Source organism: Janthinobacterium sp. SUN100, from assembly GCF_030397705.1.
GTDB lineage: Bacteria > Pseudomonadota > Gammaproteobacteria > Burkholderiales > Burkholderiaceae_D > Janthinobacterium > Janthinobacterium kumbetense.
The window spans coordinates 2,198,934-2,224,163 of record NZ_JAPUBU010000001.1; the positions used below are offsets into that span (position 1 = coordinate 2,198,934).

General features: G+C 61.6%; 21 protein-coding genes. 12 read left to right on the forward strand and 9 right to left on the reverse strand.

Going from position 1 to position 25,230, the window contains the following annotated elements:
- The first annotated feature begins 72 nt into the window (after positions 1-72).
- From O0881_RS09675 to O0881_RS09690, 4 genes are all read left to right on the forward strand, one after another.
- Positions 73-2,283 (forward strand): serine/threonine-protein kinase, encoded by a 2,211-nt coding sequence (locus tag O0881_RS09675; RefSeq protein ID WP_289911073.1) that lies wholly within the window; start codon positions 73-75, stop codon positions 2,281-2,283.
- Between the two features lie 29 nt (positions 2,284-2,312).
- The gene (locus tag O0881_RS09680) at positions 2,313-2,837 is read left to right on the forward strand and encodes a hypothetical protein (RefSeq protein ID WP_289911074.1); all 525 of its coding nucleotides are present in this window, start codon (positions 2,313-2,315) and stop codon (positions 2,835-2,837) included.
- A 403-nt stretch (positions 2,838-3,240) separates the two neighbouring features.
- The gene (gene mutS / locus O0881_RS09685) at positions 3,241-5,934 is read left to right on the forward strand and encodes a DNA mismatch repair protein MutS (RefSeq protein WP_289911077.1); all 2,694 of its coding nucleotides are present in this window, start codon (positions 3,241-3,243) and stop codon (positions 5,932-5,934) included.
- Positions 5,931-6,968 (forward strand): hypothetical protein, encoded by a 1,038-nt coding sequence (locus O0881_RS09690; protein WP_289911078.1) that lies wholly within the window; start codon positions 5,931-5,933, stop codon positions 6,966-6,968. The genes mutS and O0881_RS09690 overlap by 4 nt, the downstream gene beginning before the upstream one ends.
- A 53-nt stretch (positions 6,969-7,021) precedes the next feature.
- On the opposite strand, the gene O0881_RS09695 is transcribed toward O0881_RS09690, so the two are convergent.
- Positions 7,022-7,573, reverse strand: coding sequence for a peptidylprolyl isomerase (locus O0881_RS09695; protein ID WP_099666953.1), 552 nt, complete (start codon positions 7,571-7,573; stop codon positions 7,022-7,024).
- Between the two features lie 93 nt (positions 7,574-7,666).
- On the opposite strand from O0881_RS09695, the gene O0881_RS09700 reads away from it, so the two are divergent.
- Positions 7,667-8,788 (forward strand): cupin domain-containing protein, encoded by a 1,122-nt coding sequence (locus tag O0881_RS09700; protein ID WP_251350385.1) that lies wholly within the window; start codon positions 7,667-7,669, stop codon positions 8,786-8,788.
- A gap of 353 nt (positions 8,789-9,141) precedes the next feature.
- Complete coding sequence (locus O0881_RS09705; protein WP_034783358.1) at positions 9,142-9,396, forward strand: hypothetical protein; 255 nt, start codon at positions 9,142-9,144, stop codon at positions 9,394-9,396.
- Positions 9,397-9,567: 171 nt separating this feature from the next.
- On the opposite strand, the gene bamC is transcribed toward O0881_RS09705, so the two are convergent.
- The 8 genes from bamC to O0881_RS09745 form a co-directional block, all read right to left on the reverse strand.
- Positions 9,568-10,761 carry an outer membrane protein assembly factor BamC gene (gene bamC, locus O0881_RS09710; RefSeq protein ID WP_251350384.1) on the reverse strand — a complete coding sequence of 398 codons (1,194 nt, stop codon included), beginning with the start codon at positions 10,759-10,761 and terminating at the stop codon, positions 9,568-9,570.
- Between the two features lie 80 nt (positions 10,762-10,841).
- The gene (dapA, locus tag O0881_RS09715; protein ID WP_099666950.1) at positions 10,842-11,720 is read right to left on the reverse strand and encodes a 4-hydroxy-tetrahydrodipicolinate synthase; all 879 of its coding nucleotides are present in this window, start codon (positions 11,718-11,720) and stop codon (positions 10,842-10,844) included.
- Positions 11,721-11,804: 84 nt separating this feature from the next.
- Complete coding sequence (locus tag O0881_RS09720) at positions 11,805-12,377, reverse strand: class I SAM-dependent methyltransferase (RefSeq protein ID WP_289911079.1); 573 nt, start codon at positions 12,375-12,377, stop codon at positions 11,805-11,807.
- 42 nt (positions 12,378-12,419) lie between these two features.
- Positions 12,420-13,097 (reverse strand): site-2 protease family protein, encoded by a 678-nt coding sequence (locus tag O0881_RS09725; protein WP_289911080.1) that lies wholly within the window; start codon positions 13,095-13,097, stop codon positions 12,420-12,422.
- Positions 13,098-13,191: 94 nt separating this feature from the next.
- A complete protein-coding gene (locus O0881_RS09730) occupies positions 13,192-13,815 on the reverse strand; it encodes an L-threonylcarbamoyladenylate synthase (RefSeq protein ID WP_077407642.1) in 624 nt (207 codons plus the stop codon).
- A gap of 38 nt (positions 13,816-13,853) precedes the next feature.
- A complete protein-coding gene (gene htpX / locus O0881_RS09735; protein ID WP_289911081.1) occupies positions 13,854-14,738 on the reverse strand; it encodes a protease HtpX in 885 nt (294 codons plus the stop codon).
- A 213-nt stretch (positions 14,739-14,951) separates the two neighbouring features.
- Positions 14,952-15,785: a 3',5'-nucleoside bisphosphate phosphatase gene (locus tag O0881_RS09740; protein ID WP_099666946.1), complete on the reverse strand. Its 834-nt coding sequence runs from the start codon at positions 15,783-15,785 to the stop codon at positions 14,952-14,954.
- A gap of 90 nt (positions 15,786-15,875) precedes the next feature.
- The gene (locus O0881_RS09745; protein ID WP_251350382.1) at positions 15,876-16,751 is read right to left on the reverse strand and encodes an alpha/beta hydrolase; all 876 of its coding nucleotides are present in this window, start codon (positions 16,749-16,751) and stop codon (positions 15,876-15,878) included.
- 206 nt (positions 16,752-16,957) lie between these two features.
- Here O0881_RS09745 and O0881_RS09750 point away from each other — a divergent pair, with 206 nt between their 5' ends.
- From O0881_RS09750 to O0881_RS09775, 6 genes are all read left to right on the forward strand, one after another.
- Positions 16,958-17,482: a gamma carbonic anhydrase family protein gene (locus O0881_RS09750; RefSeq protein ID WP_070260363.1), complete on the forward strand. Its 525-nt coding sequence runs from the start codon at positions 16,958-16,960 to the stop codon at positions 17,480-17,482.
- Between the two features lie 4 nt (positions 17,483-17,486).
- Positions 17,487-18,467, forward strand: coding sequence for an Hsp33 family molecular chaperone HslO (gene hslO, locus O0881_RS09755; protein WP_099666943.1), 981 nt, complete (start codon positions 17,487-17,489; stop codon positions 18,465-18,467).
- A 140-nt stretch (positions 18,468-18,607) separates the two neighbouring features.
- Positions 18,608-21,016, forward strand: coding sequence for a TonB-dependent receptor (locus O0881_RS09760; protein ID WP_289911082.1), 2,409 nt, complete (start codon positions 18,608-18,610; stop codon positions 21,014-21,016).
- Positions 21,016-22,146, forward strand: a complete 1,131-nt coding sequence (locus O0881_RS09765; RefSeq protein ID WP_289911083.1) for a glycerophosphodiester phosphodiesterase — start codon at positions 21,016-21,018, stop codon at positions 22,144-22,146. Before O0881_RS09760 ends, O0881_RS09765 begins: the two co-directional genes overlap by 1 nt.
- Positions 22,147-22,298: 152 nt before the next feature.
- Entirely contained in the window at positions 22,299-22,577 is a 279-nt protein-coding gene (locus tag O0881_RS09770) for a hypothetical protein (RefSeq protein ID WP_099666941.1), read from the forward strand.
- A gap of 486 nt (positions 22,578-23,063) precedes the next feature.
- A complete protein-coding gene (locus O0881_RS09775) occupies positions 23,064-25,178 on the forward strand; it encodes a hypothetical protein (RefSeq protein ID WP_289911085.1) in 2,115 nt (704 codons plus the stop codon).
- The last annotated feature ends 52 nt before the right edge of the window (positions 25,179-25,230 follow it).

Below are 25,230 nucleotides of genomic sequence, written 5' to 3' on the forward strand. Positions count from 1 at the left end.
TGAGCATTCCAACATCGCATTGCCCCTCTCGATGCTGGACGCCCACGTTGATGCACTCTGAAGCCAAGGTATATGGAACTGCTCGACTCCCTGCGTCAGACCCCGCCGCAAGACGACACGATCAGCGGGCACTATGAAGTGCGCCGCTTGCTGGGCGAAGGCGGTTTCGGCCATGTATTCGAAGCCTGGGATGCCAAGCTGTGCCGTAGCGTGGCGCTCAAGCGCCTGAAACCGCAAGCCGACGTGCTGCATCCGGAAAAACTCATCAATGAAGCACGCCTGGCCGCCTCGCTCAGGCATGCGGCCTTCGTGCGCATCTTCGCCATCGAGGGCCAGGGCACGAGCCAATCCATCGTCATGGAACTGGTCGAAGGCCAGACCCTGGGGCAGTTCATGCACAGCGGCAAGGCCGACTTGCAGGGGGCGCTCGACATCGCCTACCAGATCGCCGACGCCATGGACGAGGCGCACGCCATGGACCTCGTCCACGGCGACCTGAAACCATCGAACCTGATGCTGGAGGCGGACGGCAAGGTGCGCATCCTCGACTTCGGCCTGGCGCGCCACATCGACCCGCAAGCCACGCAAACGACCACCCTGTGCGATTTGCAGGGCACCATCGCCTACATGGCGCCCGAACGCCTGATGGGCCGCCTGCCCGACACGCGCGGCGACGTGTATGCCTTGGGCGCCATGCTGTACGAAATGCTGGCAGGCCAGCGCCACTTCGCCCACCTGAACGGCCTGGCCCTGGCCGCCGCCCACATGCAGGCGACGGAACCGTGGCCCGACCTGCCCGACTCCGTCCCGCCCGCCATCAATGCCCTCGTGCGCGCAATGACGGCGCACGACCCGGCCGAACGGCCGCGCACCATGCGCGACGTGCGCGAGGCGCTAGGGGCGCAGCGCGGCGAGCCGCCCACCCTGGCCACGCCCCTTGCCGACGAGATGCCTGCGAAGGAAGAACCGCCCGCCAGCGTCTCCATCCGCCTGCCCTTGCCTAGAAAACGCACATTAAAACTGGCCGCCGGGGCTATGCTGCTGGCACTTGCGGCATGGCAACTACCCAGGTCGCTGTCCACGGAACCTCGGGATGCCGCATATTCAGAAATCCAGGCCATGCAGAATGGCATGGAAAAACTCCGTCTATTCGATCACCAGGCCAGTCAACAACAGGCGATTGACTTGTTCAACAAAGTGCTGGAACACAATCCACGCAATGCAGCGGCGGCGGCCGGACTATCGTTGGCATATAGCCTACGTTATGTCGGTGATGGCCGGGATCCGACTTGGTTGCAACGCGCCGACGCGAGTGCACAGCAAGCCTTAGCTGTGGATGGCCAACTAGCCTTGGCGCATGTGGCCCAGGCATGGGTCTTGGAATTCCAAGGCAAACGCGTGACGGCATTACAGGCCGCGACGACGGCATTGAATCTGGATCCGCAAAACTTGCTGGGACTGTACGGCAAGATACGCAATCTAATTTATATGAAGCAGTTCGAACAAGCACTTCCACTGCTCGAAAACGCTACTAGTATTTATCCGCGGGAGAGATTATTCAGTTTGCAGCGAGGCATCATGCAGTTCCAGCAGGGTAACTACAAAAAAGCTGAACAGTCGTTCCGATACAGCATTCAACTGGATCCGCAGGCGGCAAACTCGTATGCCTACCTAAATGCGGCCCTGCTCCGCCAGGATCGCGGCGATGAGGCGCTGCGTGTATTGCAGCAGGGTTTGCAGATCCAACCGCACTGGGAGCTTTACACCAACTTGGGCACTTCGCTGTTTGCCCGTGGAGACTATATCGGTGCCGCCAATGCATTTGAAGATGCCGTTTCCAGCAGCAAAGGCAGCCCTGGAAATTATCTGCTCTGGGCTAACTTGGCAGATGCACAAAGGTGGATTCCAGCCCAAAAGGAAAAATCGCGGCGCTCCTACCAACGTGCAATTGATTTGCTGGCACCTCTATTAGAGGCAGCCCCGGATGAAATCACCTATAACTCGCGCATGGCGCTATACAGCGCGTATACCGGAGCACGTGAACAAGCACTGGCGATCATGCGAAAGGCGATCGCCTTGGCACCTGATACAGCCGATGTGCAGTTTCGTGCTGCCATGACACACGAACTCCTTGGAAACCGTGAACAAGCCTTAGCTGCGCTACGTCTTGCCGACAAGCGAGGCTATCCACTCAATCTGATTGAATCAGAACCGGAACTTTTAAACCTGCGACGAGATCCTCAGTACTTCAACTTCCTAACTGAAAGAGATAGTAAAAAATGACGCCTGTAAGCCCTTGGATGAAGTTATCCGTGCATTTTGATGCAGACCAGATCACCAATCAGCTCGACTACAGCTTCACCTCCTGTGACGGCACAGCAGACCCACGCCACGGCCCCTACATGGGCGGCGTGCACTTCCAGAAAGGCCAGCATGTGTACCTGGATGTCACTTGCTGCGGCTCCAGCGAGAGCGGCTTCACCTCATTCCAAATTGTCGACTGCTGCATTATCACCGTACCGCAACTGACGCAGATCGGCCCGAAAGTACCAACCATTTATTCGCCGCCATCGCCATTTTTGCAAGCTGTAGGCGCTACTTATCATTTGCCGCTGGACTTCGAGATCCAGCAGTTGTTGGGCGAACCCGATCAGACACCTCTGCACCGCATCCGCCAGGAGTGGAAACACAATTTGGACGTAGGCTATGCAGCAGGCCGTTGGGAATTGTCGTTCGTCATGACGGTACGCATCATGCGCGGCGAGGACGTCCAACCGGAACTACGCGTCTTCTCCTTCGATCCGGAAAGCTCGGTCGGCGGCTCTTCTGGCATGTAAGAACATTGGTGCGCAAATCCGTAGCGCACTTCCTCCTTCCATTGCCGCTGCATGCTTCCTGATACAGGCAATGGAAGGTACTCTACCGTCCCTGCACAATGCCCGCGCCACAGTCCCTTTGTTGATCATGAGCGGCTGTATCCATGGCAGATATTGCTCCAAGCCCTCACCCACTGCCCTATCGCTTGCGCCAACACTAGCACTCTAGATAGGAAGCAACGTACCTCCGGTCGATGCGGCTTTTTCACACCCGCACGCAATACGCCGCCCCACCCGCCGAAAGCGGTAAAATGACGGCCTTAACCCAAGCTGCGCCCACTGGCGCGGCCTGGCACGCACACAGCACCACCCACAGCCCGGCAGGCACGCATTTTCCGGCCGCCGGACCAACGACAAAGAACACATGACCACCGTCCCAAAAGAAATCAACGCCGCCGCGGCAAAGAAAAATTCGGCTGAAAAGCTTACGCCCATGATGCAACAATATATGGGCATCAAGGAAAACCACCCGACGATGTTGGTCTTCTATCGCATGGGCGATTTCTACGAACTGTTTTTCGAGGATGCGGAAAAAGCCTCGCGCCTGCTGGGCATTACCCTGACGGCGCGCGGCGTGGCCAGCGGCAATCCGATCAAGATGTGCGGCGTGCCGTTTCATTCGCTCGATGGCTACCTGGCCAAGCTGGTCAAGCTGGGCGAGTCGGTGGCCATTTGCGAACAGATCGGTGACCCGGCCACCAGCAAGGGGCCCGTCGAGCGCAAGGTCATGCGCGTCGTCACGCCCGGCACCCTGACGGATGCGGACTTGCTGCCCGAGAAGGCCGAGCGCCCGCTGCTGGCCATGTGCAGCATCACGCAGCGCAAGACGGTCACCACTGGCCTGGCCTGGCTGTCGCTGGCCAGCGGTGCTTTGAAGCTGATGGAGTTTTCCGGCGACAGCGCCACCGTGGCCGTACGCCTGCAGCAGGAGTTGGAACGCATCGTGCCGGCCGAAATCTTGAGCGGCGACAACGGCAACCTGTTCGACGATTACGCGGGCACGCACGTCAACCGCGTGCCGGACTGGCATTTCGACGTGGTGGGCGGCCACAAGGCCCTGCTCGACCAATTGGGCGTGGCGACCTTGACGGGCTTTGGCGCCGACGGCCTCGGCGCCGCATTCGGCGCGGCCGGCGCGCTGCTGCGCTATGCGCAATCGACGCAGGGCCGCGGCTTGCAGCACGTGCGCTCTTTGATCACGGAAACGGAAAGCGAATTCATCGGCCTGGATGCGGCCACGCGGCGCAACCTGGAATTGACGGAAACCATCCGCGGCCAGGAATCGCCGACGCTGTTTTCCCTGCTGGATCATTGCCGCACGGCCATGGGTTCGCGCATGCTGCGCCACTGGCTGCACCATGCGCGGCGCGACCAGAACGTGGCCCGCGCGCGCCATGAAGCGATCGCCGCGCTGGCACAAAGCGAAGCGGCCGGTCCGCTCGCCGCCACCTTGGCGCAAGTGCCCGACATCGAACGCATCACTACGCGCATCGCGCTGCTGTCGGCCCGTCCGCGCGACCTGGCCGCCCTGCGCGACGGCTTGCTGCAACTGCCGGCCCTGCGCGGCGACGTGGTCCGTTGTTATGGTCCCGGCCAGGGCGGCGAAAGCGGTTTGCTGGCCGCCATCCATGCTGCCCTGGCCACGCCGACCGCCTGCCTGGACTTGCTGGTGCGCGCCGTGGCGCAGGAACCGGCCGCCATGGTGCGCGACGGCGGCGTCTTTGCCACCGGTTTCGACGCGGAACTCGACGAATTGCGCGCGCTGTCGGAAAACGCGGGCCAGTTCCTGCTCGACCTGGAAACGCGCGAACGGGCACGCACGGGCATCGCCAACCTGCGCGTCGAATACAACAAGGTGCATGGCTTCTACATCGAAGTCACGCACGGCCAGACGGACAAGGTGCCGGACGACTACCGCCGCCGCCAGACCCTGAAAAACGCCGAGCGCTACATCACGCCCGAACTCAAAGTGTTCGAAGACAAGGCCCTGTCGGCGCAGGACAAGGCGCTGGTGCGCGAAAAACTGCTGTACGACCTGCTGCTGGCCGAACTGGCGCCGCACATCGGCACCCTGCAGACGATTGCGCAGGGTCTGGCCCAGCTCGACACCCTGAATGCGCTGACGGAACATGCGCAGCAGCACAACTGGGCCGCGCCGCAACTGGTCGACGAGCCGTGCATCAACATCGTCGAAGGCCGCCACCCCGTGGTGGAAAAGCAGATCGAACGCTTCATCGCCAACGATTGCCGCTTCGTCAACGAGCGCCGGCTGCTGTTGATCACCGGCCCGAACATGGGCGGTAAATCGACCTTCATGCGCCAGGTGGCACTCATCACCCTGCTGGCCTACGTGGGCAGCTACGTGCCGGCCGCGTCCGCCACCATCGGCCCCATCGACCGCATCTTCACGCGCATCGGCGCCACCGACGACCTGGCGGGCGGGCGCTCGACCTTCATGGTGGAAATGACGGAATCGGCCGCCATCCTGAACGGCGCCACCGAGCATTCCTTGGTGCTGATGGATGAAGTGGGCCGCGGCACCTCCACCTTCGACGGCCTGGCCCTGGCGTGGGCCATCGCGCGCCATTTGATCGACACCAGCCGTAGTTTCACCCTGTTTGCCACACATTACTTTGAGCTGACGCAATTGCCGGACAGTCATCCGAGCGCCGCCAACGTGCATTTGTCCGCCGTCGAGCACAAGGACAGCATCGTCTTCCTGCACGCCGTGCAAGCCGGTCCCGCCTCGCAAAGCTATGGCTTGCAGGTGGCGCAGCTGGCTGGCGTGCCGCAGCCCGTGATCAAGGCGGCGCGCAAGCACCTGGCGCGCCTGGAAGCGCAGGCGCTCGACGCCACGCCGCAACGCGACCTGTTCGCGCTGCCTTCCGCCGATCCGTATGCGCAAGAGGAAGAAGAGGAAGCGGCGGCGCCGCTGGCCGCGCTGAACGCGGCGCAGCAAGCCTTGCTCGACGCCATCGCCGACCTCGACCCCGATGCGCTCACGCCGCGCGACGCGCTGGAGCAGCTGTATCAATTGAAACGGCTGGCCGCCGCATGACCTTCCGGCGCAGCTCGATACGCTTGCTGGCCGCCGGCTTGCTCGCTGCCAGCCTGCCATGGCAAGCGGCGGTGGCGGCCCCCGCCGACCAGGCCGGCTTCGAGTTTGCCGTGCTGGGCCACTCCTTCAACGCGGGGCCGGACGATGGCCCCCTGAAAAAAGCCATCGCCGACACGAGCGCCTTCAATGCCTCCTTCGTCGTGGCCACCGGCATCAAGGCCGCCAGCGAATCGTGCAGCGACAAGCTATATGGCCAGCGCAAGGACTTGCTCGACGCCAGCGGCCCGCCGCTGATCGTCTCGCTGTCGGCAAGCGACTGGGCCAACTGCCGCAATTCGCGCGGCAGGGTCAACGCCATCGAACGCCTGAACCGCTTGCGCGACGTGTATTTCGCCGATGACCAGAGCCTGGGCCAGCACAAGCTGACCCTGTCGCGACTGTCATCGACGGCAAAATTCCGCAGCTATGCGGAAAATGCCCACTGGGAATACGGCGGCGTGCTGTTTGCCACCGTGAATCTGCCCGCGAATAACAACCATTTCCTGCCGGAAGCGGGACGCAACAGCGAATTCGAAGACCGCCTGGTCGCCAACCGTTCCTGGCTACAACGCCTGTTCGCCATGGCGCAGCGCAAGCAGCTCGACGGCATCGTGCTGTTTTCCGATGGCGACGTGGGCGTGCTGGACGAAGACGACAATTCGCTGCTGCCCAGCTTCAGTTCGAAACAGGATGGCTTTGCCGGACCGCGCAAGCAGATCCGCACTTTGGCCAAGAAGTTCAGCGGCAAGGTGTTATTGGTCGATACGCAGCGCGATGGCGACGCGGATGGCAAGGAGGGAAAAAGTAAAAAGGCCGCAGCCAGGGCAGGCGGGCCGAAAATCAGCTGGAAAGGCAACCTGGGCCACGTCAGCATCGACAACGACTGGTCCGCCATCGCCGTCCGGCCCGGCAAGACGCCCTTCTTTGAGGTACGTCAACGCGCCACGCGGCCATCGACGCAAGCGCGAACCAAGGCGTCGACTGTGCGCCGTTAATAACAGCGCACAAACGAACAGGCCGGCATAGAGCCGGCCTGGAACAAGCAGTATTAATGAATCGGATGCGTACGGAAGTGGTCGCCCTCTTCGCCTTCGCCTTCATCATCTTCATCGCCATGGTCATGGCCGTGTGCGCCATGCACGTGGCCATGGGCGATTTCTTCTTCGGTGGCTTCGCGCACGTCGGCGACGGTCAGCGAGAAGCGCAGCGCGATGCCGGCCAGTGGATGGTTGCCGTCCAGCACGACTTTGTCGTCGGCGATATCGGTGACCGTGAAGATCATCGCTTCTTCATCCGGCGAATCGCTTTCCGGCATGCCTTCGAACTGCATGCCCACTTCCAGCGGCTCAGGCAGGCGATTGCGCGGCTCGACCTTCACCAGGGCTGGATCGTATTCACCGAAAGCATCATCCGGTTCGATCTGGATCGTGTTGGAATAGCCAACTTCCTTGCCGTCGAGCTCTTCTTCGATCTTCGGCAGGGTGTTTTCATAATCACCGTGCAGGTAGACCATCGGCTGACGGCCGTCTTCGATCAGATTGTCTTGCGCGTCTGACAGTTTGTAGTTGACAGTCACGACCGTATTTTTGGCAATCTTCATTATGCTTCCTTTCATTGTATAAGCTGGCAAATTATACCTTCACGCCGCCAACGGCAGGCGCATTCCTGCATTTCCGGTTGTTATAATGGGCGCATGAAAACATTAACTCTCCTCGGCGATATCACGCCGGCGCAATTCCTGCGCGACTACTGGCATAAAAAACCCTTGTTGATCCGTCAAGCCGTGCCTGGCTTCAAGGCGCTGTTCGATTTCAAGGCCCTGGCCGAGCTGGCTACCCTCGATCACGTCGAATCGCGCCTGGTCAGCCATGCGGATGGCCACTGGAACATGCAGCAAGGCCCTTTGACCAGCCTGCCCTCGCTGAAACAGAAGGAATGGACCCTGCTGGTGCAGGGCGCCAACCTGCACAGCGCCAAGGCCGATGCCCTGCTGCGCCAGTTCCGCTTCCTGCCGGACGCGCGCCTGGACGACCTGATGGTCAGCTTTGCCACCGATGGCGGCGGCGTGGGCCCGCATTTCGATTCCTATGACGTATTCCTGCTGCAAGGCCAGGGCAAGCGCCACTGGCGCATCGGCGCGCAGAAAGACCTGAGCCTGATCGACGGCTTGCCGCTGAAAATCCTCAGCAACTTCACGCCCGATGAAGAATTCACGCTGGAACCGGGCGACATGCTGTATCTGCCGCCCCACTACGCGCACGACGGCGTGGCCATCGGCGATTGCCAGACCTATTCGATCGGCTTCCGCTCGCCCACGTTCCAGGAGCTGGGCGAAGCGTTCCTGCAATTCATGGCCGACTCGATCGACTTGCCGGGCATCTATAGCGATCCGGACTTGAAAGCGTCGGGCAAACCGGCGGAAATCCCCCGTGAAATGCTCAGCACCATCGCGGAAGAAATGAACAAGGTGCGCTTCACGGAAGAAGACGTGACCATTTTCCTCGGTGAACACCTGTCGGAACCGAAGCACAATGTATTTTTCACGCCGCTGTCCAAGCCGCTGACGGTAGGCCGCTTCGCGGACGCCGCACAGAAAAAGGGTGTCGTGTTGTCGCGCAAGACCCTGATGCTGTATCGTGGCAAGAATGTCTTCATCAATGGCGAATCGTTTGCCATTGGCAAGGCCGATAAAGCGGCCCTGGAAACCCTGGCCAACGAACGCGCCCTCGATGGCGCCGCCGTGGCCCAGGCTTCCGATGACGTGATGGATGCGTTATATACGTGGTATCAGGATGGCTGGCTCGAACTGGCTTGAATGGGGGCGGCGTAGCAAAGTGGTATTACAGTAGGTAAAATAACAGCATCTGCGTTAGCGCAATAAAACATATTATTTTTATATCGTTTTGTCGCGCTTTCGCAAATCGCTTACACTTGCTTGCAATTTGCTTCGGCAAATATTGCGATATCACAAAATAGTTGCGAATTTGCCTCTTGCTCCTATTGCGACGCACCAAAAATCGCTATAATATTCGGTTAGGAAGTTTCCGTTGTCTGGCAGGCACCACCTGGTACGAAAAGCCTTCGAAGACGACCTAACGAGCGATAATTACCGGTAATTATTCATCGCAACAATATTGATTTATTTTTTGAAATAATTAAGGAAAACAAATGAAAAAATCCCTGCTGATCGCCTCCCTGATGGTTGTTGCTCTGGCTGCTTGCAGCAAAAAAGAAGAAGCTCCTGCACCAGCACCAGTAGTTGAAACCCCAGCACCAGCACCAGCAGTTGAAGCTGCTCCAGCTGCTGCTGCTGACGCTGCTGCTTCGGCCGCTACCGACGCTGCTGCTGCTGCTTCGGCTGCCGCTTCGGCCGCTACCGACGCTGCTTCGGCTGCTTCGGCTGCTGCATCGGCTGCTAAGTAATTTAGCACCCTGCACTAGGAAAAGCCGACCTTCGGGTCGGCTTTTTTGCGTCCGGCGTTTTATCCGCAGGATATAACGCCGGACGCAGGCAATAAAAAAGGCTGCGCCGGTTTCCCGGATCAGCCTTTTTTATTGCGCGGCAGGTTGCGATACCCGCCGCAAATGCACCGCTTACTTCAGCTGCTCGTTCAGCAAGCCCAGGATCTTCTCGGCCACTGGCGAGACGTCGGGCTGGCCTTCGTTGCTGAGAATGCTGACCAGGCTGGTCGAGCCATTGCCGGCCTTGACCAGGACGCGGTAGCGCTGCGCTTCCTTGTCCTTGTCGGACGACGAACCCCAGCTGAACAGTTTCGAGAAGAAACCATCCTTCTTGACCGCGTCCGGATCGACGTAACGCACGAAATACGTGCCTTGCGTGCGGTCGCGGTCTTCCACGGTGAAGCCGACGCGGTCCAGCGCCAGGCCGACACGGCGCCAGGCGCGGTCGAAACCTTCATCGACTTCGATGGCGCGCGCCGGCGTGGCGGCGTCACCCACCAGCTTGGCGTGCAGCGGCTGCACGATGGCGCCATCAACGGCTGTCTTCGCTTGTGCTTCGTCGCTGGCCGCGCCCAGGCGCGTCATCAGCTTGGCCAGGAATTGCGCCTCCAGGCCCGGATCGTTGGGACGCGCGGTCCAGGTGGTGGTTTCCTTGTCGCGGCCCGTGACGACCTCTTCCACGCCACGGTGGCTGATGTAGATCTCGGTCGAACCATCGGCCAGACGCTCCACGCGGGTGCGGAACTTGTCTTTTTCACCAGTCGAGTACATCGAATCGAATGCCTTGCCGATGGTGTTGCGGATAAAGTCTTGCGGCAGCTTGGCGCGGTTTTCGTTCCATTCGGTTTCCATGATGCCAGCCGTAGGCTGGTCGATGGCGACGGTAAAGCCCGAATCTTCCCAGAATTGCTTGAGTTGCGGCCACAGCACTTCAGGCGACTGCTTGACGACCAGCCAGCGCTGGTTGCCCGCGCGCTCGACCTTCACGCCGCCGGCCGTGACGGGCACGACACCCACCACGCCGTCGGCGCCCACGATGACGGGCGTGCCGGCCGTGGCGTTGCGCTGCGCGTTGTAGCCGGAAGCCGTGGCCACGCCGTTTTTCGAATCCGGCAAGGAATAACGGTTGTCCTGCTGCAATTGCGTCAGGTCAGGCGGCACGTCCAGGGTGCTGGCTTTCTTGACCGACTTGTAGTCGACCTTGTCGCCGCCGACTACCGAACTGATCATGCCGCAGCCCGCGAGGCTGGCTGCGACGGCGCCGATGACGATGCCGCGGACGGCGATGGTGGCAGGCGCCGGTTTGGTTTTCTTGCAATTAGTCATGTCGTAACTGGATAAGAAGCTAAGTAGCAGCTGGAATCAGGAAAGGTCCGGGCTGGTCAAGCCCGGGCTTGAAGTTCGGCTTAAGACAGGATGCCAGCGTCGCGCAAGGCATCGCGCACGGTGGCATGGCAATTTTCAGCCAGCGGTACCAGTGGCAAGCGTATGCCGGCTGGCATCAGGCCCATTTCGGCCAGCGCCCATTTGACGGGCACCGGGTTGGGCTCGACAAACAATTTCTGGTGCAAAGGGAACACTTTGTTATTGATGGCAATCGCCGTGGCGCGCTCGCCCGCCATGGCTGCCACGCACAGTTCGTGCATGGCGCGCGGCGCAACGTTGGCCGTCACGGAAATGTTGCCGTGGCCGCCGCAGAACATCAGCGCCATGGCCGTCGGATCGTCGCCCGAGTACACGGCGAAGTCCGCTGGAACCAGGCGCAGCAGGTCGATGCCGCGGCCGATATTGCCGGTCGCATCTTTCACGCCGACGATATTCGGGATGGCGGACAGGCGCACGATGGTCTCGTTGCTCATGTCGGCAACCGTACGGCCAGGCACGTTGTACAGGATGACGGGAATGTCGACGGCTTCGGCGATGGCCTTGAAGTGCTGGTACATGCCTTCCTGGGTAGGACGGTTGTAGTACGGCACCACTTGCAAGACAGCATCGGCGCCCGCTTCTTTCGCGTAGCGCGTCAGTTTGATGGCCTCGGCCGTGGAGTTGCCTCCGGCGCCGGCGATGATAGGAATGCGTCCCTTGGCATGTTCGACGGTCAACTGGATCAGTTCACAGTGTTCTTCCACGCTGACTGTTGCCGATTCGCCCGTCGTGCCAACGATGACGATGCCGTCCGTACCCTCGGCGATATGCCAGTCGATCAGCTTGCGCAGACCTGGAAAGTCCAGACTGCCGTCTGCGTGCATCGGGGTGACGATTGCTACAATGCTGCCCTTGATCATAGTAAGTTTATAGCGCCGATAAATAAAACAACGATTGTAGCGGATAGCCCGCGCCTGTGGTGCATTCTGACATAGTATGGCCGCTCAAAACGTCGGCAGCAGGGCTGCCAACCGTGGAAAATCCGGCCGGACGGCGCAAATTCGTTGCACCAGAGCAGCTTTTGGCTGTTCCACGCGCCCATCCTCATACGCTACCACACGCAAGCCGTGCTGCACCGCCCAGGTCAGCATTTCGCCTTCCTTCAGCAGGAATTTCGGATTCGACGGTTTACCGAACTGCTCATTGCCCTCGGCAAACGTTTCATACAGCAGCACGCCATCGGGCGCCAGGCTGGCCACCATGGCTTCCAGCAGCGGCCGGTGCAGATAATTGGTGACGACGATGCCGGCAAAGCGGCCGGGAGCGAAAGGCCACACGGCGCCCGACGCTTCCAGGTCCACCAGCGAGGTAGTGATGCCCGTGCCAGCCGCCTTTTCCAGCATTTCCGGATCATGGTCGAGCGCGATCACGGGGTGGCCCAGGCTTACCAGGTGGCGCGCGTGGCGGCCTGCGCCGCAGGCCAGGTCCAGCACCTCGCCGCCCGGGATCAGGGGCGCCCAGCGGCGCAGCCAGCCGGAAATCGCTTCGGTTTCTAATATTGGTTCAGTTACTTGCATCGGTACTTCCATCAATTATGTGCGTACATCCAGTTGCGGGCATCAAGTCAATATCGCCGTCAGGGGCGTGACCAGGGTGACAAAAATGCCGATGACAAATTCGATCGCCGCCAGCAAGGCGCGGTTCAAGATGCCCGTGTACATCAGCAGCACCAGGGCGCCGAAGACATACAGGCTGTAGCGCTCGATGCTGGCGTAAGGGCGCGCCAGCTGCATCGGCAGCAAGCCCGTCATGATGCGTCCGCCATCGAGGGGCGGCACGGGAATCAGGTTAAAGACGAACATGGCCGCATTCACGCTGACGCCGGCGCCCGCCATCTTGCGGAAAAACATGCCCATTTCCGTCGGCGGCAGGACGCTGAGCACGACAAAGGCGATCATCCAGCCCAGGCCCATGACGAAATTGGCGCCAGGCCCGGCAAACGCCACCCAGGCCATCTGCTTCTTCGGATTGCGCAGGCGGCTGAAATCGACGGGCACCGGCTTGGCATAGCCGAACGGCACCTGGATCGTGAAATACAGCATCAAGGGCAGCAAGATCGTGCCGAAAGGGTCGATATGCCGCATGGGATTGAGGCTCAGCCTGCCCTCGTTCGAGGCCGTGGGGTCGCCGAAATAGCGGGCCGCGTAGCCGTGCGCCGCCTCATGCAGGGAAATGGCAAACAGCACCGGCACCAGGTAGACCGCAACGGTCTGGACTATCGTATTGAAATCGCTCATGACCGCGATTCTACCAGAGCAGTCCCAGCCCCTTTCTTACGTTGTCATTAAGAACAGGTGAAGACCGGCGCCGCAACGGGCGCGCCGTGCCCCTCTACAAACCCAGCACGGCCGGGTCGCCCCGTCCCACGCGCACCACTTCCGGCTCCGGCCCCGTCAGGTCGATCACGGTGCTGGGACCATGCGCGCAGACGCCGCCGTCGACGATCAGGTCGACCAGTTTTTCCAGCCGTTCGCGGATCGTGTCGGCATCCGTCAGGCTGTCTTCGTCGCCCGGCAAGGTCAGGGTTGCACCCAGCAGGGGCTGGCCCAGCTCTTCCAGCAGGCATTGCACGATGCGGTGCTGCGGCACGCGCAGGCCGATGGTCTTGCGCGAAGGATGGCTGAGGCGGCGCGGCACTTCCTTCGTCGCTTCCAGGATGAACGTGTAGGCGCCGGGCGTGGCCGCCTTGAGCAGGCGGAATTGGCGGTTGTCCACGCGGGCATACACGCCCAGCTCGCTCAAGTCGCGGCACAGCAAGGTCAAATGGTGCTTTTCATCCACGCCACGGATGCGGCGCAGGCGCTCGACGGCGCCCTTGTCGTCGAGCTGGCACACCAGCGCGTAGCAGGAGTCGGTGGGCAAGGCCACCACGCCGCCGGACTGGATGATCTGCGCCGCCTGCTTGATCAGGCGCAATTGCGGATTGTCGGGGTGAATATGAAAAAATTGACTCATGTGTAAGCGTTCTGGCGAACCAGCTTGTTAAGTTGGCATTATTGTACGCTGCGCAGCGCGGCGATGCGTTGTTCGAGCGGCGGATGGGTGGCGAACAGCGCGCCCCAGCCGCCATTGCCGCCGCTGATGCCCAGCGCCTGCATCGATTGCGGCAACTCGCCCGGCGGCACGCCGCCCAGGCGGGCCAGCGCATGCATCATCGGCGTGGGGCTGCCCAGCAGCTTGGCGGAACCGGCGTCGGCGCGGAATTCACGCTGGCGCGAGAACCAGGCCACGATGATGGAAGCGAGCAAGCCGAAGATCACTTCGCACACCATCACGGTCACAAAGTAACCGATGCCGCGTCCGCCGCCTTCGCGGTTGTTATTTTTCAACAGGACATTGTCGACAAAGAAACCCACCACGCGGGCAATGAAGACGACGAAGGTATTCACCACGCCCTGGATCAGGGTCAAGGTGACCATGTCGCCATTCGCGACGTGGGCGATCTCGTGGCCCAGCACGGCTTCCACTTCATCGCGGTTCATGCTTTGCAGCAAGCCCGTGGACACGGCCACCAGCGCCGAATTCTTGAAGGCGCCCGTGGCAAACGCATTCGCGTCGCCTTCGTACACGGCCACTTCCGGCATGCCGATGCCGGCCCGCTCGGACAGCGCGCGCACGGTATTGACCAGCCACAACTCCGTCGACGACGTCGGATTGTCGATCACGCGCGCACCCGTGCTCCACTTGGCCATGGGTTTGCTGATCAACAGCGAAAAGATCGAGCCCGTGAAGCCGACCACCAGCGAAAACACCAGCAGGCTGCCCAGGTTCAGGGTACTGCCGCGCGCCGGATTGCCCACGCCCAGCAAACTGAGCACGAGCGACAGCACCAGCATCACGGCCAGGTTGGTTGCAATAAACAGGACGATACGTTTCATGGGCGATGGCTCCGGATGACTATGTATAACAAGAATAACAAAAAGATATGCACGCTAACGCAGATTTCAAGCAGCGACACGACGGCGCATCGGCAGCCAGGAAAATCGTCGCGAGCGGCAGTGATTTGTGGCCGAGAAGCGCAACCGTACTGGAGTACGGTGAGCATCGCCGGCCGCAAAGCGCGCCGCGCAGCAGATTTGCCTGGCTGTCAGCTAAAACCAGTCGTGCCAGATTGGCGTGACATTCGATGGTAAAGGCGGCAACATGGCAAAATCCACGCGCGACTCGCCCGGTGCATGGAAATCCGTGCCGCGCGAGGCGAGGAAGCCGTAGGCGTTGGCCAGCTGCGCGTATTCCGGATACTGGTCCGGACTGTGGCTGCCCGTGACGACTTCGATGGCCACGCCGCCGAGTTGTTTGAATTCATCGAACAGCACGCCTTGCGCCATGTCGCTGAAGCGGTAGCGGCCCGGATGGGCGATGACGGCCACGCCGCCCGCGCCGCGGATCCAGCCGACCGCTTCGGCCAGGGTGGCCCAGCGGTGCTCGACGTAGCCCGGCTTGCCTTCCGACAGGTATTTCTTGAACACGTCGGGAATATTCGCGCATTTCCCCGTTTCCACGATGTAACGGGCAAAGTGCGTGCGCGACATCAGGTCCGGGTTGCCGACGAATTTCAAGGCCCCTTCATAGGCGTCGGGGATGCCGGCCAGGTCCAGCTGGCGGGCGATTTCGCGGCCGCGCGCGTCGCGTCCCGAACGCGTGCGGTGCAAGCCCTGCACGAGACCCGGATTGTTTTCATCGACTTGCAAGCCGACGATGTGCACGGTTTCGCCGGCCCACGTAATGGAAATTTCCACGCCGGCCACGAAGCGCATGCCCAGGTCCAGCGCGGCCGTGCGCGCAGCGGCGACGCCGGACACTTCATCGTGGTCCGTCAGCGCCCACACGTCCACGCCCGCCTTGCGCGCGTAAGCGGCCACGGCGGCCGGTGACAGCACGCCGTCGGAGATGTTCGAATGACAATGCAGGTCGACTTTAAGCATGTGAAAACAATACCCTGCACGGGCTCAGCATGGAAGAAGTTTTCATTGTACGCTGCTTGGCCAATCGCGCTGCAGCGTTCCCGACACACATCAGGCCAAAAAGGCTTCCACCAGGCGCGCCAGTGCCTGCGGCTGATCATGATGCAGCATGTGGCCCGCATCCGCCATCATCTCGCAGCGCACATCCTTGATGCAGGCCAAACGCCGGTCGATTTCGATGCGCGCCTGTTCCTTTGGCCCCATCCATTGCCACATATTCGTGTCATCAGCCTCCACCCACAGCACGGGCGCCGTGATGCGGCGCCAGCACGCCATCACTTCTTCCACCTGGTACAGGATGGGATTGACGCGCTTGTGCTGCGGGTCGCCCAGGATGTCCCACTCGCCCGCCTCGTTGCGCGCCGACCAGTGTTCGGCCAGGAAAGCGGCGCGCTCGTCCGGCAGGCGCGGATTGGTCTTTTGCAGGCGCTCGGCCACGGCGCGCTGCGAAGGGTAGCTGCGCATGGCGGGCGGCTCGCGCAATTCGTCCAGCCACTTGGCGTAGCGGCCCGGCGCCTGCTCCGGCTGCGTTGCCATCATGCCGAAGCCTTCCAGGTTGATGAAGCGGCTGATGCGTTCGGGGCGCACGCCCGCGTACAGGCCGGCCACGTTGGCGCCCATGCTGTGGCCCAGCAGGTTGACGGGTGCGTCCGGCGAATAGTGCAGCAGCATGGCGTCCAGGTCGGCCAGGTAGTCGGGGAACCAGTAGGTGTCCGATTGCGTGTAGTCGCTGAGGCCAAAGCCGCGCCAGTCGGGCGCGATCACGTGCCAATCGCCCTGCAACTCGTCGACGACGAACTGGAACGAGGCGGCCACGTCCATCCAGCCGTGCACCATGAACAGGATGGGCGCGCCTTCGCGGCCCCAATGGCGCACATGCGTACGGGCGCCGCGGATGTTGATGAATTCGGAACGGGAAAGTTTCATGGGTTTCATCGGATGCCTGCCTTGAAAGTGGCGCAGATGGCGCCACATGCTGTGTCTGTAGATAGGGCGCACATAAAAGTACGACCGTTCGATAATTATACCGGATTAGCGGCCGGCGCTCGGACTTGCCCTGCAACAGCGTAAAATAGCGCAAAACTTCCGCGTCCGGCCGTGCCCGGCGCTTCCACCACCGCCACAGGCTAACGATGACACTCTACCAATTGGGCGCCGATGCGCCGCTGATTGATGCTTCCGCTTTTGTTGCCGACACGGCCAACGTGATCGGCAAGGTGACCCTGGAAGCGAATACGTCCGTATGGTTCGGCGCCACGATCCGCGGCGACAACGAGCGCATCACCGTGGGCGCCAACAGCAATGTGCAGGAAGGCGCCGTGCTGCACACGGACCCGGGCTACCCGCTGGACATCGGCCGGAACGTGACCATCGGCCACCAGGCGATGTTGCATGGCTGCACGATCGGCGATGGCGCCCTGGTCGGCATCCAGGCCGTGATCCTGAACGGCGCGAAGATCGGCAAGAACTGCCTGGTCGGCGCGGGCGCGCTGGTCACGGAAGGCAAGGAATTTCCCGACAATATGCTGATCATCGGCTCACCGGCGAAAGCCGTGCGGGCCCTGACTGCAGACGATATCACCAGGCTACAAGGCAACGCCGTGAACTATGTGCAACGCGGCCAGCTATTTAATACGCAACTCAAGAAGATTGGATAAGAGAATGACGACTGAAACCACGGGCGCAATCAGCGCAGCCGTTAGCGGCCAGGATACCCTGCAAAAATTTATTTTCGACAACGCCGCCGTGCGCGGCCAGTTCATCGACGTTTCGACCACCTGGCAGGAAGTGGTGTCGCGCCACGCCTACCCGACGGCCGTGAAAAAAGTGCTGGGCGAAATGGTGGCTGCCGCCGCCCTGCTGTCGGCCAACCTGAAATTCAACGGTTCCATCATCATGCAAATCCATGGCGACGGCCCCGTGCGCCTGATGGTGGTCGAGTGCGACTCCGACCTGCGCCTGCGCGCCACGGCCAAGCTGGACCCGGACGCCACCATTCCCGACGTGGCCACCGTGCCGCAATTGCTCAACGCCACGGGCAAGGGCCGCTTCATCATCACCCTGGACCCGGCCGACAAGGTGCCGGGCCAGCAACCGTACCAGGGCATCGTGCCGCTGGACGGCGATGACATGGCCACCGTGATCGAAAACTACATGTTGCGTTCGGAACAGCTGGACACGCGCTTGTGGCTGGCCACGGACGACAGCGTCTCGCGCGGCCTGCTGCTGCAAAAGCTGCCCCATCATGGCGGCAAGGCCGAAGCGACGCCCGTCTCGGAAGAAGACGCGCTGGACACGTGGAACCGCGCCGTGATGCTGGCGTCGACCCTGAAAGAGGCGGAAATCCTGTCGACGGATATCGATACCCTGATGCAGCGCTTGTTCTGGGAAGAGACGATCCGCGTCTTCGACCCGCTGCACCCGAGCTTCCATTGCACTTGCACGCGCGAAAAAGTGGGCAATATGCTCAAGATGCTGGGCGAGGAAGAAGTCAACAGCACCCTGGAAGAAGTGGGCCAGGTGGGCGTGAACTGCGATTTCTGCGGCCAGCACTATGAATTCGACAAGGTCGATTGCGCGCAGCTGTTCATCACGGATGCGCCGGCCGAAGTCTTGATTCCCCCCGCGGCAAGTATTAACTAATTGTAATAATCCCCGCGCCGCCCCTCAGGCGGCGCAATTGTTTCTGCTGTCATCTTCCCGTCATCAGTTCGTCATCAGCCCGTCACGCGCCGCCGTTACGCTGCGCAGCTTGTATTACTTCCAATACTTTCCACAGGCTGATGATGAATACCCACTTGACGCTGGCCCTGCGCCGCCACTCCTTCCACGTGTTGCTGGGCGCTTGCGCCGCAGGCCTCTCCTTGCCGGCCCTGGCGCAAACGGCCGTCGCCGCCGCCGTGGCGTCCGCCGCCACCGACATGGCCGCCGCCCCCGCTGCCGACGACAATGCCCCGATGGCCACCGTGGAGATTTCCTCGCGCAAGACGCGCTCTTCCGTCGCCCTGAGCAAGAATGAAATCCAGAAAATCCTGCCCGGCACGAATCCCTTGAAAGCCCTGCAAACCCTGCCTGGCGTCAGCTTCCAGACGGCCGATCCATGGGGCAACAACGAGCAAAACCTGTCGCTGTTCGTGCATGGTTTTTCCGGCCAGCAACTGGGTTACACCATGGACGGCGTGCCGCTGGGCGACCAGCAATACGGCAACTACAACGGCCTGTCGCCGCAGCGCGCCGTGATCAGCGAAAACGTGCGCAGCGTCGTGCTGTCCTCGGGCGCGGGCGACCTGGCCACGGCGTCGACCAGCAACCTGGGCGGCACCATCGAAACCTATTCCAGCGACCCGCTGGCCACGCAAGGCGCCAGCGTGCAGCAAACGGTGGGCAGCCACCGCACGTCGCGCACGTTTGCCCGCTATGACACGGGCGCCTTCGGCGATGGCAGCAGCGCCTATTTTTCCGTCCTGCACCATGAAGCGCGCGCCTGGGACTTCGATGCGCGCCAGGGCGGCGACCAGTTCAACGCAAAATATGTCAACCGCAGCGAGGCGGGCAAGCTGACCCTGTTCTTCAATTACTCGGACAAGATCGAGCCGAACGAAGACAGCACCGTGCACGTGGCGGGCGAGACGAGCGCGCCGTACACGCGCCCCTTCCTGTATCCGGACTTCAAGGCGGCCCTGAATTACCTGTCGCCGACGGGCGCCACGCCTGCCGCGGACGGCAACAATTACCGCAACTACTACAGCGATGCGCAGCGCACCGATTACCTGGCCTACGCCAAGTTCGACGCCAACTTGTCCGAAGGCATGACGTGGTCGAACCAGGTGTATTACCACAAGGATGATGGCGCGGGCGTGGTGGCCGGCCCCATCGGCGTGGCCGGCTTGCCGGGCCTGTTCAGCGTGTACTACCCGAAACAGAACCTGAAACAGGTGTTCGGCAACTCGGGCTACGCCGTGCGCACGACGGAATACGACATCAAGCGGGGCGGCTTCCTTTCCACCCTGCACAAGGAAATCGGCAATCACCAGCTGGAAGCGGGCCTGTGGCTGGAACAGAACCGCTCGTCCGCCTACCGCCGCTGGTATGCGCTGGACGTCAACAACCCGACGTCGCCGTACGACCGTCCCAGCAATCCTTTGATCACGCAGTACGGCAGCGAGATCGACAACAAGGTGGTGCAGCTGCACTTGCAGGATGAATGGCGCATCCGCCCCGATATCGCCCTGCAAGCCGGCTTCAAGTCCAGCCTGCAATTTGCCGATGGTCAATTCCCCGTGCAGCCGGCCAAGGGCGCCATCGCCGGCGGCTCGACGGCATTGCCGGTCGGCACCATCAACACGAAAAAATGGTTCTTGCCGCAAGTGGGCGCGCGCTGGGATTTCACGCCGCAAGACCAGCTGTACTTCAATATCCAGAAAAACATGCGCCAGTTCGTCACCTATGGCGGCGGCGGCGCTTCGCCCTGGAGCTTGTCGAGCCAGGCCGCGTTTGATTTGTTCAAGCGCGACGCCAAGCCGGAAACGGCCCTCACCTATGAAGTGGGCGTGCGCGGCAGCCACCCATTGAGCCTGGGCGCCATCACGGCCATCGATGGCCAGGTCAACGTCTACCACGTCGATTTCAGCAACCGTTTGCTGCAGATCAGCCCGACGCCCGTGATTTCCTCCATCATTGGCGGCAACCCCGTGCTGGCCAACGTGGGCAGCGTGCGCACGGACGGCATCGATATCGCCGGTACCGTACACTTTGGCAACAATTTCTCGTTCTACAATGCCCTGTCGTACAACCGCTCGCAATACGCGGACAATTACAACAATGGCGCCGCACTGGTGCTGACGGCCGGCAAGAACGTGCCGGGCTCGCCCGAGTGGCTGAACAAGTTCGTGGCATCGGCCACCGTGGGCGATATCGAAGTGCAATTGACGGGAGACTATGTGGGCAAGCGCTACGCGACGTACACCAACGACTTGTCGGTCCCCAGCTATTTCCTGATGGGCCTGGGCGTGTCGGGCAAGCTGCCCGCCATGGCCGGCTGGCTGAAAAACCCGCGCTGGCGCGTGAATGTGAGCAACCTGGCCAACCGCGAAGGCGCGCTGAACGTGGTGGTGGGCGCGGCCGACAAGACGTACAACACCTTCCCCATCGCCCCGCGCCAGGGCTTCCTCACCTTGACGGCGGATTTCTGATGCGCGCGCCTATCCTTCCGCAACGGCACTTTTCGCGCCGCAGCTTCGTCCAGGCGGCCGTCGGCGGCCTGGCGCTGGCCGCCGCGCCCGGCTTTGCCGCGGGCCTGCTGGAAACAAAGCCAAGCCGTCCGCTCGTCTTCGCCCACCGGGGCGCCAGCGCCCTGCGTCCCGAGCATACCTTGGCGTCCTACGCCAAGGCCATCCTCGACGGCGCCGACTACGTCGAGCCGGACCTGGTCGCCACGCGCGACGGCATTCTCGTGGCCCGCCACGAAAGCAACCTGATCGACACCACCGACGTGGCGCGCCGTCCCGAGTTTGCGAGCCGGCGCGGCAAGAAGATGGTCGACGGCGAATGGCACGAAGGCTGGTTCGTCGACGACTTCACGCTGGCGGAACTGAAAACCCTGCGCGCCATCGAACGGCTGCCGAAAGTACGCACCGGCAACACCTTGTACGATGGACAATTCCAGATTCCGACCTGGGAAGAAATCATCGATTTTGTTGCAGCGCAATCAGCCGCCAGCGGACGCGTCATCGGCCTCGTGCCGGAGCTGAAAAGCTCCACGTATTTCCGCGATGCGGGCCTGGCGCTGGAAGACCGTTTCCTGTCGACCCTGCTGGCGCACGAGTACACGCGCCGCGCGCCCATCGAAATCCAATCCTTCGAAGTGGCCAATTTGAAATACTTGCGCGAGAAGCTGGGACGGCGCGCCAACGTGCGCCTGATGCAATTGGTGGTGGGCGGCGATATCCGCCCGATGGACGTGGCCAAGGCGGGCGGCAAGCTGACCTTCGCGCAGATGACGACGCCCGCCGGCCTGCGCGACATCGCCGCCTACGCGGACGTGGTGGCGCCGCCAACGCGAGGAATCATCCCGCTGGGCGCCGACCAGCGCCTGGCCAAGCCCTCTTCCATCGTCGACGATGCGCACCAGGCGGGCTTGCTGCTGCACACGTGGACCTTCCGTCCGGAAAACCGCTTCCTGGCGGCCGACTTCCGCGACGGCAATGGCGAGAATGCGCGCAACGAAGCGGGATCCGTGGCGGAAATGCGGCGCTATATCGAGACGGGACTCGACGGTTTTTTCAGCGACGATCCGGGTTTGGGACGCATCGCCGCAGGATAAACATTTCGTAACAAATTCATTTTCAGGGCGTGGCCGATGGCTACGCCCTTATTATGCGTTTCTTGAATTTCTGAAATTGGAATTTGAAATTGGACGCATATCGCAAACTCCATTATTGTGCAATGCAACAACAGACCATTCATGGAGGGCATATGTCCACTTTTACCAACACCTACAGCAACGACAACGACAATTACTTCAGCAACCTAGGCCGCGCCACGCGCGCCTTCCTGGGCGCCCTGCTCGCTTCCAAGCCGTACAGCGAACTGGCGCAGAAGGAAGTCATCGCCAGCAGCGTCAGCGATGAAGAGCAGCGCTATGTGCGCCCAAGCAAGCGCGATTTCGCCCTGCTGAACTCGGAAGCGAACCGCTACGAGAAGCTGATGCCGAATCTGGCCGCAGAACTGCGCTTCCTGGCGTCGCGCGGCTAAAAAAAGCCCGGGGCGGCGTTGCCCGCGCCTCGCCGTACGTTCGGCTGGGCGCCTGGCCCTGGACGTTTTTTACCTAAATAATTATTAACAAGGAAATTTTATGATGTTTCTCGAAACCGTACTGGTAAGTGTAGCCGTCGTGGTCACCGGCATCCATTTTTACCTGATCACGACCGGCAAGGCCCGTTTCTGATCAGCAAGCAGCAAGCAAACGCAGCACAGTTCACCCCTGGCCGCAGCGCGATAGTGCGACGCGAAGCCCAGGTGCAGTGCGTCAGCCTGGCGATTGGCCCAGGCTGACAGGGAAAGCTCCCTCCCCCGCCATGTCGCTTTTTTTGACAGTCACGCCATCTTCTGACGGCAGGACAAGCTCAAGCCCTTGATTCTCCAACATAAAATTCTCCTGGACTGCTTCTTGCTCCCTTGACGTCATGCCCTCTGGCATCGCCGCCAGGCAGCAAACCAGGCAAGACAAGGGAGAACGCAATGAAACCGTCCAGATCCTGGCGCGCGTGGCTGGTGCCCCTCATGGTATGCGCGGCGCTGACGGCATGCGGCGGCGGACGCACGGCGCAGGATGTGCCGCCACCGGCCGAAGAATTGCCGTCGGAAGTGCAGAATGAGGTGCTGCGCAGCGCGCTCGTCGCGGGCAACGGCGCGCGGCTCAGCGTGCCCGCCGACGCCGCAGGCGTGCCCGGCACGCTCATCGATATCCCGCCCGATGCCGCCATCGATGACGTGCAAGTCCAGGTGGGCTACGAAAATGCGCCGCCCGGCCCTTTCCGCGCGGAAGCGATTGCGGCCGGCACGCTGGCCGTCTCGAAAACCCTGGCCCTGAAGGTGGCGGGCGGCGGACCGACGCAATTCAATCTGCCCATTACCGTCACCATGCCGTATGACCATGCCGCGGCAGGCGACTTGCCGCCCGCGGTGCTCTACTGGGACGAGGCCGCCAGCCGCTACCGCACCGTCTCCGTCATCGGCGTCGACAGGAGCAAGGGCACGGTCACCTTCCGCACCTCGCACTTTTCGCACTTCATGGCTATCGTCGTGCGCGCGCTCGACCTGGGCATGCCGGCGGTCGACACGGAATTCCGGCTCGGCACAGATTCTATCCTGCACCGCAACTTCGGCTCCTATCTGTACGGCGGCCACTGCGCCGCCTTCGCCTCGCTCTCCACACATTATTTTTCCTTGGGCAAAACGAAGCGGCTGTATGCGCTGTCCAACGAAGGCCTGCCGGGGCAGCCGGTGGACGATGAACTGACCCGCACGGCCATGGCCATGACGTATGCCGTCATCGCCGGCAAGTGGAACAGCGTCGCCTCGAGCATCGTCATTCCGCAAGCCATCGATACCGGCCGCCTGATGCTGGAGTCGATGATCGCCACGGGCGATCCACTGCATCTAGTCATGCATAGCGGCACCAAGGACGGCGGCCATTCCGTGACGGTCTTTGCGTATGACGCAAATCAGGCGCGCTTTCGCATCTACGATTCGAATGCGCCCGATGTCGAAGCCACCTACGACTGGAACAAGCTGACGGGCTTTGGCACCTATTCGCGCGCGGCCTCGTACCCATCCTCGATGTTCGACCATATCGGCTACGCCAGCGACGACACGTTCGGCGCCCCGGCGCAGTTCCAGAAAATCATCGGCGAGTGGGAAAGCGGCAAACTGCAAGACTATTTTTCCCACCTGCAAGTAACCGACCAGCAAGGCAAGGCCCAGGCGCTCGAGTACGCCCGACCCGTGCGCGTGCAGATCGCGTATCAGAATGGACAAAGCCTGCAGGGGCGATTCAACCGCCCCGCCGGCAGCAGCAAGCCCGTCTATCTGCACGTGTTTTACGACGGCGTGCGCCAAGGTGCGAAGGGCGTGCTCCTCGATGCGACAGGCAACTACACACTGAACTTTTCCACCCGGCTGGAAAACAAGATCGACGTGATGCTGCTGGTGTCGGAACATGCGCGCAGCACGGAGCACGGCTTCTCGGCCTTTGGCAAATTCAGCGTACAGCCGGCGGGCGAAAACTTCTTTGTCAATTTCGGCTTTGAATCAGGTGACCTCAGCGGCTGGAACAGCCAGACCTCCCTGCTCAACACCGGCGCCGTGTTTACGCCGACAAAAATCGAGGTGGTCGGCGTCGGCTTCGATCCGATCGCCACCGACCTGACGACCAGCATCTTCGGCATGCATGCCGCCAGGATCAACGACCAGACACCGGGCTACCACACGACCTATGTCGCGCAAAAGGCGATCGTGCCGGCGGCGGCCGGCAATCCACAACTGGTGTTCCAGTGGGCGGCGGTGCTGGAAGATCCGCGCCACGAGCCATCCGAACAGCCGTATGTCGATGTCGTCGTGCGCAACCTCAGCAAGGGCCAGGACCTGTACCGCCGGCGCTTCTTTACCAGCGATCCCAGCTTCCAGGGCTGGAAGGACTATCAAGGCGGCAACTGGAAGGCCATTCCCTGGCAACCGGTGATACTCAACGGGCTGGGCACCAGCGCGGGCGATGAAATCGAATTGCGCATCACCGGTGCCGACTGCACTCTGGGTGGCCATGGCGGCTATGTGTATCTGGACGGGGAGGAATAAGGCGCGCCGCGCGTGGGCGCGCGCCGGGCCACCGGCGCCTGCAGCTTTGGCA